The organism is Pseudarthrobacter oxydans, assembly GCF_034258515.1.
Lineage (GTDB): Bacteria > Actinomycetota > Actinomycetes > Actinomycetales > Micrococcaceae > Arthrobacter.
In genome coordinates, this window is record NZ_CP139438.1 from 1,959,162 (window position 1) to 1,971,902 (window position 12,741).

Below are 12,741 nucleotides of genomic sequence, written 5' to 3' on the forward strand. Positions count from 1 at the left end.
AAAATATCCCGAAATTGGGCCGAGTGGCCTATTATTGGATCCAATTCGGCGATGCGTAACGGCAAGCCTCACTCGAACAGGAGTTTGATCAATGAAGAACAATCCGCAACTCCCTGTTGCTGCTATCACGGGAGGGGCTTCCGGCATCGGCCTAGAGTCCGCCAGGCGCTGGATTGCCGACGGAGGAAGGGCTGTGCTGTTGGACCTTTCGCGGTCGGCCCTGAATAAGGCGCTGGCAGAGCTTGGGGGTGGCGCCCGGGGAGCCGTTGTGGACGTCACTGACAACGCCAGCGTCCTCGCCGGCTTTCAGGGCATCCGCGAAACCGAAGGCCGACTGGACGCTGTCGTCAACTCGGCTGGGATCGCCCGACCAGGCCCGAGCAGCGAGGTCAGCGACGAGGATTTCACGCGCATGCTGGACATCCACCTAACTGGTGCCATGCGTTCGTGTCGGGCGGCATATCCGCTGCTGAAGGAAAACGGGCGCGGTACTATCGTCAATCTGGCATCCGTTGCGGCGCTGACAGGCATGCCGGGCAGGGCCAGCTACACCACTGCTAAGGCTGGCATAGCCGGGCTGACAAGGACCCTTGCTGTGGAGTGGGCACCCTTGGGAATTCGTGTGAACGCGGTAGGGCCCGGCTACGTGCGTACGGCGCTGACAGACGCATTGGTTACGGAGGGGAAGCTTGACGACGCCCCGATCAAGGCGCGTACCCCCTTGGGCCGTTTTGCCGAACCCGCCGAAGTCGCCGAGGTTATTCACTTTCTCTCCACACAGGCATCGTCGTACGTTAACGGGCACCTCCTGATGGTCGACGGCGGCATGACAGTGGACGGGAACTGGTACTCATGACAAGGATCGTTTTTAACTTCATGGGCAAGACCGCACTGATTACAGGCGCGTCAGGCGGCATCGGCAGGGAGGTGGCGCGCGTGTTTCATAACGCTGGGGCCAGCCTGGTGCTAATGGACCTGCACGAAGGCCCGCTGCTGGAGCTCACTGCGGACCTCGGCGATGCCCATCGAGTGGTTGTGGCCGCTGGCGACGCGTCCAACCCTGCCGGAATCGCGGCTGCGCTGGAACTTGCACGTACGCAGTTCGGCGGACTGGACTTTGTCATTCCCGTCGCAGGGATCTACCCGGAGTCTCCGGTCATCGATACGACCGATGACGAATGGCGGCGGGTGATGTCAGTGAATCTCGACGGCGTGTTCCAGTTGTTACGCGCGGCTATTCCGGTTGTGCGCCAAGGCGGGGCGGTGGTGAATTTCGCGTCCGTGGCGGGACACCGCGGAAGCAAGAATCACGGCCATTATGCGGCCAGCAAAGCCGGAGTCATCGCTCTGACCCGAAGTTTGGCCCATGAGGTCGGACCGAAGGTCCGGGTCAACGCGATTTCGCCCGGCACTATAGAGACCCCTATGGTTACGGACCTAGTTAAAGCGCGGGGCGCTGAAATGCTTGCGGAGACCCCACTCGGGCGGCACGGAAAGCCGGAGGAGGTGGCGGCTGTAGCCGCCTTTCTTTGCAGCGATGCGGCCAGCTTTATCACAGGGGAGACTATCCATGTCAACGGTGGCCTCTTCATGGCTGGCTAAGAGGAATGCAGACTCTTCCGGCGCCAACACCCTAAGGCTGAGTGACATAGCTTTGAACCTAAGAACAGTCCGGTGAAAGAAATTATCAGTCCCCGAATCCCTGACACTCCGCGTGCGGAGATCCTCAACGGCCGTCTCCAACCCGGTCAGCGCATCCGGCAGGAGATCTTCGCTGAGGAATCCGGCGGAACCGGTCTGCCTGTCGGGCCTATACGCAACTAATTAGCTGGGACGGGTTACGGTTGACGCGCCGGCTGTTGGGGGATGAGGTCAGGCACCGAAACGGTGAAGGGGCCGAACGACGACTTGCGGCCACACGACTGGAACTTGGCCATCCCGACAGTTTTTACGGAATGACTAACGGATCTTCAGTCGCGGGTGTCCCACAGTCGGACAATGGCTTCTCCTTCATAGGCCTTGCCCTCGGGGAAACTGACGAGTTCACATTGCATTCCCCAAGGGGATAGGAAATACACCCAACGCTGGCCCGAGCTGGGTCCGGTGCTGGCAGTCGGATTGCCCAGCACACGAATGCCTTTAGACTTCAGATAGCTTACTGCTGCCTCCAAGTCGTCTACATAGAACGCCAAGTGGTGTCCGCCGACGTCGCTGTTGCGAGGCAGCACGGTGTTCTGCACAGCCGTCTCGTATTGGAAGACCTCAAAGTTGGAGCCGTTGGCGCATCGGTAGAATCGGAGCTCCCGCATGGTGGTGTTGGGGTCGACATTGAGATGCTCGGCCATCCAGTTTCCATTAGGCAGGAATGGGCCGAGTGTATAGACGTGGTCACAACCCAGAACGCCGACGAAGAACTCGTGTGCCTGTGCCATGTTCGGAACGGTTAGCCCGATGTGGTCTGTGCCTCGAAGGCCAGGCAATCCTAAGTCGCTCATGTCTCTCTCCCTCATGGAATCCTCAGCACAGGGTATCTCGATTGGATCCATGTTTCGTGTAACTTGCAGACGAATTGGGTCAATTTCGGCTCCTCTGATTGTTGATGGATCCAAATCGTGGAAGTCTAGTTCAATGTAACGCCCGTCACCAGTGTCGGTGACCATCCCGAGGAGCCTTGATGTCAGACTTCCCGTCTTCAACGACGATCCAAGACCGTCCCCGCGTTCTTCTCGCGCGGCCCGCCCGCGGATCCAAAGTCAGGTCCCTCGTCGCCACCACGGTTGGCAACATCCTTGAATGGTACGAGTGGAGCGCGTATGCAGTATTCGCGCCGTTCATCGCCCAGATAATGTTCGAGCCGTCCAACACGGCGTCCGGCATCCTGGCCACGCTCGGCGTCTTTGCCGTCAGCTTCCTGTTCCGTCCCCTTGGCGGCGTCGTTTTCGGCTGGATTGCCGACCGCAAGGGACGCAAATTTGTCCTCGTAACCACGATGCTCATGATGGCTGCAGGAAGCCTTATCATTGGGGTCATGCCTACCCACGACAGTGTGGGCGTGTGGGCCGCGGTCATCCTTCTTCTTGCCCGGGTCATCCAGGGCTTCGCCCACGGCGGCGAGTCGGCAACCTCCACCACCTATATCGCGGAAATCGCGCCGAATCACCGCCGCGGACTGTGGTCCTCGGTCATTCACATCGCGATCGTCGGCGGATCCATCCTGGCCTACCTTCTAGGCGCGGTCATCACCGATGTGCTGGGCAAAGACGCCGTCATGGACTGGGGTTGGCGCATCCCCTTCCTGCTTGGCGCAGTCCTAGCCGTTGTAGCCTTGCTGCTGCGACGCAACATGGACGAGTCAGACGTGTTCGAAGAAGGAGTCGCTTCCCAAGATCAAGTTCAATCCGAAATCAGGCCATGGCCGAGGCCTCGCATTGTCAAGACGGCCGCCCGGATGGTCCTTTTCACCGCAGGCATCACGGCCGTGCACTACACGTGGAGCAGCTACATCTCCACCTATGCCATCACTAGCCGCGGTATGGACCCGTCCTTGGCATACTGGATGAGCCTGTCCGCGCAGGCCGTGGCTCTGGTCAGCCTTCCGCTCTTCGGTCTGTTGTCGGACCGAATCGGACGTAAGCGCCAAGTGCTGGTCTTCGCCGTCGCCTCCTCCGTGCTGGTCTTCCCGCTTTCGGCCATGGTCTCCGACACTTGGTGGTCCCTATTCATCCCGCAGGCTATCGCACTGACCCTGTGGGCGCTGGCCTCGTCCATCTTCGCGGCAATGCAGGCCGAAAATTTCCCCACAAGTATGCGCACACGAGGGATAGGCTTCGCCTACTCGCTCGGTGTTGCGCTCTTCGGCGGCACGGCACCGTACCTGAACCAGCTCTTCGTAGGCTGGGGCCTAGGCTGGATCTTCAGCATCTACATCATCCTGCTGTGCGTTTGCACGCTGGTGGCAACACTGACGATGAAGGAAACGCGCGGCATAGACCTTCGCGAACTGGACGCCGCTGAATAGTCCGAGCGACCCCGGCAGCGGTACATTGGTCGGACTCTGACATCGTTGGGCCTCGGCGCGGGGGAAAAAACACTCACTCGCGCCAGGGCCGACAGTTCCAGGTGAGTCTGGGCTCTTGAACACGGGGCGCGAACCAGCAATTGAATGAGAAGGATTTTCTAATCCTAAGCTCCCATTGCGGAACCCGAAGGGCTGGCCGCCGGCGTGGCCTTCCTCGCCAGCGATGACTTTTCCTTCATAACCGCCTCCACCTTCCTAGTCGAATGTGGTATCTCTGGCGCGTTCGTCACTCGAGAGTGATTCAACTCGAGCCGCCAACCGGATGCCCGATTCCACCTGATGTATGCCACCAGGCAGAAGAGGGCGCGTGGATACACAAGCGCCGGTTAATCGATGAGGCTCGGTCCATAGCGTTCAGCGCGGAGTATCATGCGGGCCGTCGATTTTCGAGTATGTATTCGAGTGCTACCTGTCTACGGCTCTATCTATAGGCCTTACGGCCTGATGTCAGGCCCTATGGCTAGAGTGGGGAGGCCAGATAGTTAGCAAGTCTTAGGGGATCACGTGTCCATAGTTGAATCGCTGATTCAGTCACAATCCGGACTGCGTCAGTTGCGCCTCGTTGAAGTCCTGTCAGGTCTTGCACCAGTGGACGACCATCACCAGGTCGACATTGAGGCGCTCGAGAATGACCCCGGTCAGTATGGATTTTCGACCGCCTCACTTGAGAGCGACCTAGAAGTTATGAAGGGTTGGGGTTGGGTGGACTTCTGGGCCTCCTTCGGTGGCATCGGCTCGGTCATCTTGAAGCAGGATGGTCTGGATGTGGCCAAGGAATACCGGACCTTCATGAAGAACAAGGTTCGTCGAAACAAAGCCTGTCGTGACGCTTACCTCCGCTGGCTCTACGAGGGCGACGACGCTCCTGGTGATTTCCACAGCGAGTGCACGTTTTACGGCTCGCCGTACAGCGAGCAGGAACTCAAGGACGCCAAGAACTGGCTGGATGAAGAGGGCTTTATCGTCGGCAAGAAGACCGCCGATAACGACATCTACTACGCAGAAATCACCTCAAAAGGTACTCGCGCCGTTGAAAGCGGTCGCTCCGTGAATGACTGGCACCTAGGAGGAATCTCAATGACAGACCGCAGCATCAACATCACCGGCTCCAACAATGTCAACGTAGCGCAAGACAGCTCCAACGTAACTCAGAGCAATACCCTGACTCAGGAGCAGCTGGGCAAGATCACTGATGTGATTGAGTCCTACCGGGCCTTGAGCGGCGCTCTCAATTTGCCGGAAGAGCAGTTGGAGGCGGCTGAAACCCTCGTGGGCGAGATTGAGGAAGAGACTGCCGATGTCAACGCTGACCCCGGAAAGATTCGCAAAGCGTTGGAACGGTTGACGGGGATAGTGGCCGAATATGGCGCGAAGGGTGTATCAACCGCTGTCATCGGTGTCATTGAACAGGCGATGCAGTTCCTAGGGTAATGCCGTGAGGAAGTTGCCAGAGTGCGAGCAACGGTTTCTTATCGCTGCCGCCAAGGATGGTGTGACTTTAGTGCCGGCTCCTCATTACGAGTGGATCGGCACTAGATGGCCGTTTGTCTGGCGACTCAATCCGGACCGCTCTTTGACAAGGTCCGAGAGATGGCGATGGCTCTTGATGGCTACCTGGACGTCATGCGGTCACCAAGACACGTTAAGCGCGCTGACTTCGATCTAATGCACTGGTTCATGGAAATCCCGTTGAATTTCAGGTCGTTCAATCCGTGGCGCAGATGGCCAGCTATTTCAGCCGCAAAGCCTTACACGATGGATTGGAGTCCTTCGTGAGCGGTGTGGGTGTGGAAAAAATCCTCAGCGACGAGCAACAAGCCTCGCTGCCCCTCCTCAATGGCACGTCTGTCGCGGACCACTGGCGAGCAAGGGCCGCCCACCTCGTCGACGGACCCGTCACTAAAGCCTAGCCCTTCCAAAGCCACGTCCATCGGCGAAAGGCCACATCACGTGGACCCTTGTTGTCGACATGAACCGGAACGGATGGCAGCAACTCCGAGCAGATCGGCTAGGCGGAGAAGGTTATGACGGAGGAAATGCCGCGCCTTCAGTCCCCGGGTTTATCGGTGAGCAGGCTGGACTCTTTCCCCAGCACGAGTGGCAGAACCGTCGATTGGGCAGGAAAAATGAGACTGCAAATCTTGATGACTTCATGAATCACTCCCTCGGCGAGCCCGCCTAATCCCAGGACACTTTCGCCGCATGATTGACTTAGTGCTGATCGGGGGAGATAAAACATGACGGTGCGTGGGGATGACCCGATCAGTGGGCCCAATGAGGATCTACTGAATCGTCATGAAGTAGCGCGTCATTTTGTCGCCCAGATCATGGCTTTGGATCAGACGCAAGGGTTGGTCGTCGGGGTTATGGGACCCTGGGGGAGCGGTAAGACGTCTTTTCTCAACATGGTGCGGCCGCAGTTGGAAGAAAGCGGCGCCGTGATCCTCCGGTTCAACCCGTGGATGTTTAGTGGTGCCCAACAGCTTGTGGACGCCTTCTTCGTTGAACTCGCCTCTCAGCTGAAGACCCGAAGGGGAATGGCGGAGATCGGCCAACTTATCGAAGACTATGGGGAGATATTCTCCGGCCTAAGCTGGATCCCGTTCGCCGGCCCCTGGATCAATCGCAGCCGGGATGCGACCAAGGTAGTTGGGCGCCTTCTTCAGCGGAGGAAGGAGGGAATATCTGGCCGTTCGGCTCGACTTCGCAAGGCCCTTAGAGAAGCTGGCCAGCCTATTGCCGTTATTTTGGACGATATCGATAGGCTCTCCTCAGCCGAAATCCGCGACGTTTTCAAGCTTGTACGGCTTACGGCTAGTTTTCCAAACATTGTGTACGTCCTGGCCTTCGATCGGGAACGGGTTGAGGCAGCATTGGGCGAAGAGAAGGTGCCGGGGCGGGACTACCTCGAGAAGATTTTGCAGGTAAGCATGGATCTTCCCTTCGTTCCCGCCGAAGTCTTGCTGAGGCAGACCACGATGGCTCTCGACACTGTGCTGGGAGAGGTTGAATGGGTCAACGACGAGGACAGTGCAGCATGGCCAGATGTGCTTGCTGAAGTCATACTTCCTCTTATCCGCCACATGCGGGACGTGCGTCGATATACCGTGTCGGTGCGGGGAGTCGTCGGGGCACTCGGTGGTCGGGTAGCACTCTCGGACCTTCTCGCGCTGGATGCGATTCGGCTGTTTATGCCAGAGGTTTTTAGCAAGCTCCATTCAAGCGCTCACGCCCTGACTGCCGTTAGTACCCGCTACGGGTCGGACTCCGAAGATCCTTCCATTAGTGCGCTTCGCGCTGCAGGTCACGAGAAGCCTGATGTTGTTAAGGCCCTTATCTTGCGGCTTTTTCCAGCTGCGGCAAGGCACATGGGAGGCACGAATTACGGATCCGATTGGCTGCCGCTGTGGTTACGTGGCAAGCGCGTCGCGCACCGGGACATCCTCCTGCTTTATCTGGAGCGGGTGGCGGGTCCTTCCTTGACTGTTCACGACAGGGCAGAAATCGCTTGGGGTTTAATGACCGACCTCGTTGCTTTCGACGACTATCTACGCCGGGTTGAGCCGGAGCATCTTCAAGAGGTCATTGCGGGCCTCGAGACTTTTGAGCGCGACTACCGACCGGAGCAGGTGGTTCCGGGCAGCATTGTGCTACTTAACCTCGGACCCGACATTCAGGAAAAGCCGCTGGGGATGTTCGAAGTCGGCAAGTCGATGGTTGTCCGACGGGTTGTTCTTCGGTTGATGAAGTCCCTGGAAGATGAATCTGAAGTCGAGAGGGCAGCCGAACAAGTGCTCCCCGAGTTGACGTCATTGGCCGCACAGTGGTCGTTGATCTCCCTTTTAGGACATCGCGAAGAGGAGGGCCATAGTCTTGTCTCCAAATCTTCAGCCCAGCTTTACGAGTGGTCGTGGCGGAAACAAGTTATTGCGGCGGAGCCCAAGGATCTAGCACGGGAAGAAGAGCTGCTGAGGATTCTCATCGTCGCCAGTCGTGGCGTGGCTGACGAGGGAGGTCAGCTTCTCGTAGCGGACGATCGAGACCTTACAATCGCACTGGTGCGATCGGCACGAAGTGAAATTCGGCGCCAAAGTGTGGGCAGCCGCACCGTGAATCGAACGCCCACGTTGGCTTGGGATGCGCTCGTAAGTCTTGTGGGCGACGAAGCAGAGCTGGTTCGACGCGCTACCGTGGCACTCGAGGAAGTGGGCGATGCGGAGCATCTAACGCTTCTCCACAAGTACGCGGACGGTTGGCGTCCGGACAGCTTTGAGTAGGTCCGCTGGGCGCTATTCGAGTACTACCGAGGAAGGCAACTTTGGCCAGACTTTCAGAAATCACATGGGCTTCTGTAGAACAAGCCACGGAGGCGTTCAGGGTCTCTATGGCGAACCTTTAGGCGGAGGCCGTTATGTCGAATCCAGCAAGCTGCATTTCTGGGGTGTTGACGGTCATGTTTCTGATACTAAGCTCCATTTGCGAAAGGAAAAGTACGGTTTCTAGCGGACGGGTAGCTATGGTGGTGATCGCAACTGGAGCACCCAGGGTCGGTCTGTGGATTCACACTCTCTGGACTGAGGAAAACTCGTCTGAGCATGTCTATGAGCGTCGCTTATTAATGGGCGAGCGAGACCGCGATCCTACCGCCCGGGAAATCCGTCCCATAAAAGCTCCACTTTCGAGAGGCAGTCGCATTTCGATGTCATCGAGAAGGGAACTCTCGAAGGGCCTTGCGGCGGTTTGCTGGAGACGGGTGTACACGTCGTGGGCTGCGGCAGCATCGTCAATGACGGAGAGAGCGACTCCTTCGCCGATCGGCGTACCAAGTGCGACCTTATCGTTGACGACAAGCGCGCATGCTACAGATCCAGACTCAGGGAACCCATAATGCAGCCGCCCGTTATAGCTTCCAGAATCATACGCACGAAACTCATCAAGAGTGTGGTGGCGTGCATAGTCATGCGCTCGGCTAAGCGCCTCCTGCCGCGTCAAATGTGCGTCATAAATGTGGGTGAATTCGAGCTTCGACTTTGATTTTCGAACGTTGCCGACAAACTCCTTTAGCCTCTCAAAGCATTTTTGTTCCGGTCGGGAGTTGCGCCGGGGGCCGAGCAATAGCATTGATGTCCTCTGCCCAAGACCAATTCGATCGATTCGGCCCTCGTCTAACCACTCCAAGAAGAACTGGTAGACTTCAGGGCCGTCGCGGAAAGAGAACCTCTTAGTTGTCCGGGTCAGGAAGTGCGCTAAGGACTTCCACACTTCGTGCTGGAGTTCGGTGATGCTGCTTACGGCCTTCACAAAGCCGTTTGCTTCCCTCAAAAGGTTTTCTTCTCGAGTCGTCTTCCAGGGAACGTCTCCGTTGAAGGGAGGGTAGTCGAGCCGAAAGCCAGCGATATGAGCCCCGGCCTTCATGCCGGCCTGAAGCTCCTCGAATACCGCTGGCCTTGTATCTTGAGTCAGCAGTGCAACAATAAAATTAGAAGCGCGTGCATCTTGTAAGTATGCGGTCGCTTGAGAGCCGCCCGCAGACTCCTCGGGCGCGCGAGTGACGCGATCGAAAACGTTCAAGAGCTGCTGTGCAACAAGCAGGCGCTCGGCGTGGACACTGGCCGCCGAACTAACCATCGCTCGGGTTTCCATAGACGCTACCCCCAAATGCTAATTAAATGATGTTAAAGTAAGCGCCTCGTCAAGGCTTCTCTTGCGCAGATCGTCCGAGAACCCGGTGATCCATGCCACGATTCGCGAAGTAACACCCTGTTCCATTCCATTGCCTGGCTGGACTTGTCGCACGATGTTCAGCGACCCATCAAGGTAATCATGTGCAGCTTGTTTCGATTGTTCCAACGAGTCGCGCCACACCTTTTCGTTTGATATCTGCATCGGGTTCATCACATCAGGTGAAGTTGCAAGTGCCAAAATCACCGGGAGCGTATAATTGCCGGTCTTAATGTCAAGGTCAGACTCTTTAGACTGATGGAGGTTGTGATGACTCAACCAGGAAGTCACGTCCTCGATGTCATCGAGGATCTGAAAGCCGAGGCCCAGGGCCGTGATGGCGTGGCGCAGTTCTTTCGTCTGCCAAGGCTTTGCCCCTGCGAAGTACATCCCTATTTCAAGCGACAGTTGCATCATTGCCACCGTCTTATCTTCAACCACGGACAGGTAGTTATCAATTGTCCGCTTTGTGTTGAAGCGAGACGATATCTCACACGCTTGCCCGCGACTAACTTGATAGTATGTTTTGAAGAATATCCTCTGAAGATATTTTGGCATACATTCCACTGCAACCTGAGCAGATCTTGCTGCAATCATGTCGCCTATCATCATCGCCGAGGCGTCACCGTGTAGTGCGGATATTGTTCTGTGGCCACGCCGTGTGGATGAATTGTCGGCAATATCATCATGTACTAGGGTTGACGTATGCAGGAGCTCCATAGCCAGGCATGCTTCGACGAGCTTTGGTGATAAGAGGCCAGCTGCGGCGCGAATGAGGTCTGAGCGCATGAGTCGGCCCGACGTTAAAACTTGGAGTCCTGCCAAGAGATGCGCTTCTTGCAGAACGCTGCTGCATTCTTCTTCCAGGCGCTTTTTTAGTGCAGAGTAGAAAGTCTGCCACTCGTCTTGAGGCCAGGATTGGTCATTCATGCCCGAATTCTAGCACCGGACCTAAAAAGCTGCGGGGCTCAGCGAGGTGGCGAGTTGTCGTGCATATCAACCAGGAAGTAATTGCGAACTATCACCTGGCGCCCTGCCGGAGGTGTACCGAAGCGCTTCCGCTCACGTAAAGTACGTCCGGCTCAATATGCATGACCGGCTGCGCTAGGAATCGCTCGTGGTCATCTATATCAGCGATGCGGACAAGCGTCTTTTTCTTCTTGCCGCCTGATTTAACGATGGCATCTATGGTCCATCCGTACTTGCCCACCAATGTAGTGAGAACCTTGACTTCCACGGCCAGCAGGAGGCCAATCATGTACGCGAGAAAGCTGAGCACGATCACTACGACGGTGCCGGAGAGGTACTCTGTCAGCGCGTTGACAATGCCTAAGAGACCGTCCTTGCGCGCTTTGCTTGACAGCAGCTTGCCGATCAAGATCCAGGTGGGCCAGCAGCCACAGGTACCCGGTGACGAGGGGAGTTCGGAAATCGCGGAATCCCGGGAGAATCTGGGCAAGCTCGGAGGTATCACTTTAGGTGGGCTGAGAAGAACGCCTGATCGTAACACTGGAAGCAGTGCTGGGAAGAAGCCTGTCAGACTGCTCCGGCGCGGCGGGAGCAGAAAGCCGATTACATCGAAGCGGTCTTCTTGGGGTAGTTGTCTTCTGGAATGGCATCAAGCCGGGTGGTCATCTGCGACTCGATAGTCCCTATCTCCAGAGCTGTCACGACGACGTTGACGGAGCTGAAGCGCTTCTGAAATCCCTTGACGATAAGTGCGACGACGGCGATCAGTCCGACGTACCCTGCCCATGGCCACAAGAGGAACGACCTATCCAATCCCAGCACCACGAATTGAACCGAGAGGAATGCGAGTGGAGGAGCGATGCTAAGGCGAAACTCCGACTCAGATTTGTCCCGGTCATAACTGCCGAATAGCACGGCATTCTTATCTTGGAGCTTGATGGCCAAGGAGGGTATTGACTTGATGATTTCCTCGACCATTGGTTCCTTTAGCTGCCTGAGGGCATATTTACGCCACTCCTCGTTCATCGACGGCTCGTCTTCTTGATGGTCGATACGGAAGTCGTTGTAGGCTTCTTCCGTCGTGAGCATCGGTTCTAGTCGGAACTCGCGCTGTATTTTGTACCCGTCGGCAGCCCGTATACGTGCCCTGTGAAGCGCCGCTTCGACGTGGCCCTCGACGACGGCGCGATCAGTCCTGGAAACGTAGGGAAGCTTGAGCCTGGAACCCAGTCGGATAGTAGAACCTTGCTTGATGTCGACCATCAGCAGCATCCCGATTACATACGCAAGAAAACTCAAAGCGGCTATATAGACCGTTGGAGTGAAGAACTCTCCAATGGAGTTGATGGCGCCCATGACCCCGTCCTTCGTGTTCTTGTCAGGTAGGGGCATACCGATGAGGATCCAGAGCACGACGATCCACAGATAGCCGGTGACGAGCGGCGTCCTGAAGTCCCTGAAGCCGGGCAAAATCTGAGCGAGCAAGAGTCCCCCTAGTGATACAAACAACTTCCTCGTAGCCTAGCTGCCCAGGGCACAGCCACTAAGGTAGGCATTTGTTCTCGTCCTTCGCGGCAAGCGCCTTTCAATTGGCGACGGCGCTGAAACCATAACTTCGTCGCTCAACGATACTGGCTTGGCCTGCTCAAACGTATCCTCAGCGAACAGGTCTATGGTGGCGGGGAAAAGAGCGACAACGCGACGCTACACCTAAGTGCCCACGCCTCCAAAGAGCGTGGGACAGATCCAAGGCCCAGCTTTGCAGTGTTACTGGCGGATCGAACGGGAAATTAAGGCACCATGGGCAGGCCGCAGGTAAACACGCAGCGGTATGTGGAGGAGCCACTGCAATATCCATTTCGGACCGTTCTACTCAAGCGTTCCGCTGGCGCGGTCTAGAGCCCGGTCGGCATCCGGCTATTGACCTCGTGCGCTCCTGCCATGTCCCCGGACCTCGCCCACCCGCGGGGCAT

10 protein-coding genes and 1 pseudogene are annotated in these 12,741 nt (G+C 57.0%); 6 read left to right on the forward strand and 5 right to left on the reverse strand.

All coding sequences use genetic code 11. From position 1 onward, the window contains the following. Nucleotides 1-91: 91 nt before the first annotated feature. Nucleotides 92-856, forward strand: coding sequence for an SDR family NAD(P)-dependent oxidoreductase (locus SMD14_RS08850; RefSeq protein WP_321216025.1), 765 nt, complete (start codon nucleotides 92-94; stop codon nucleotides 854-856). Then, nucleotides 853-1,602 carry an SDR family NAD(P)-dependent oxidoreductase gene (locus tag SMD14_RS08855; protein WP_321216026.1) on the forward strand — a complete coding sequence of 250 codons (750 nt, stop codon included), beginning with the start codon at nucleotides 853-855 and terminating at the stop codon, nucleotides 1,600-1,602. The genes SMD14_RS08850 and SMD14_RS08855 overlap by 4 nt, the downstream gene beginning before the upstream one ends. Before the next feature lie 368 nt (nucleotides 1,603-1,970). Here the strand turns inward: SMD14_RS08855 and SMD14_RS08860 are convergent, their stop codons facing one another. Beyond that, nucleotides 1,971-2,432, reverse strand: coding sequence for a VOC family protein (locus tag SMD14_RS08860; RefSeq protein ID WP_321216027.1), 462 nt, complete (start codon nucleotides 2,430-2,432; stop codon nucleotides 1,971-1,973). 242 nt (nucleotides 2,433-2,674) lie between these two features. On the opposite strand from SMD14_RS08860, the gene SMD14_RS08865 reads away from it, so the two are divergent. From SMD14_RS08865 to SMD14_RS08880, 4 genes and pseudogenes are all read left to right on the forward strand, one after another. Beyond that, the gene (locus tag SMD14_RS08865) at nucleotides 2,675-4,018 is read left to right on the forward strand and encodes an MFS transporter (protein ID WP_321216028.1); all 1,344 of its coding nucleotides are present in this window, start codon (nucleotides 2,675-2,677) and stop codon (nucleotides 4,016-4,018) included. 177 nt (nucleotides 4,019-4,195) lie between these two features. Beyond that, nucleotides 4,196-4,318 (forward strand): annotated as a pseudogene (locus SMD14_RS08870) (short-chain dehydrogenase); the annotation flags it as partial. Nucleotides 4,319-4,582: 264 nt separating this feature from the next. Further along, nucleotides 4,583-5,509, forward strand: a complete 927-nt coding sequence (locus SMD14_RS08875; RefSeq protein ID WP_321216029.1) for a hypothetical protein — start codon at nucleotides 4,583-4,585, stop codon at nucleotides 5,507-5,509. 806 nt (nucleotides 5,510-6,315) lie between these two features. Then, nucleotides 6,316-8,355 (forward strand): P-loop NTPase fold protein, encoded by a 2,040-nt coding sequence (locus tag SMD14_RS08880; RefSeq protein WP_321216030.1) that lies wholly within the window; start codon nucleotides 6,316-6,318, stop codon nucleotides 8,353-8,355. Between the two features lie 322 nt (nucleotides 8,356-8,677). On the opposite strand, the gene SMD14_RS08885 is transcribed toward SMD14_RS08880, so the two are convergent. The 4 genes from SMD14_RS08885 to SMD14_RS08900 all read right to left on the reverse strand — a co-directional run bounded on the left by SMD14_RS08885 (nucleotide 8,678) and on the right by SMD14_RS08900 (nucleotide 12,253). Beyond that, nucleotides 8,678-9,721 (reverse strand): hypothetical protein, encoded by a 1,044-nt coding sequence (locus SMD14_RS08885; protein ID WP_321216031.1) that lies wholly within the window; start codon nucleotides 9,719-9,721, stop codon nucleotides 8,678-8,680. A gap of 18 nt (nucleotides 9,722-9,739) precedes the next feature. Next, nucleotides 9,740-10,729: a polyprenyl synthetase family protein gene (locus SMD14_RS08890; RefSeq protein ID WP_321216032.1), complete on the reverse strand. Its 990-nt coding sequence runs from the start codon at nucleotides 10,727-10,729 to the stop codon at nucleotides 9,740-9,742. Between the two features lie 91 nt (nucleotides 10,730-10,820). Further along, entirely contained in the window at nucleotides 10,821-11,177 is a 357-nt protein-coding gene (locus SMD14_RS08895; protein WP_321216033.1) for a hypothetical protein, read from the reverse strand. Between the two features lie 194 nt (nucleotides 11,178-11,371). Next, complete coding sequence (locus tag SMD14_RS08900; RefSeq protein WP_321216034.1) at nucleotides 11,372-12,253, reverse strand: hypothetical protein; 882 nt, start codon at nucleotides 12,251-12,253, stop codon at nucleotides 11,372-11,374. Nucleotides 12,254-12,741 lie beyond the last annotated feature (488 nt).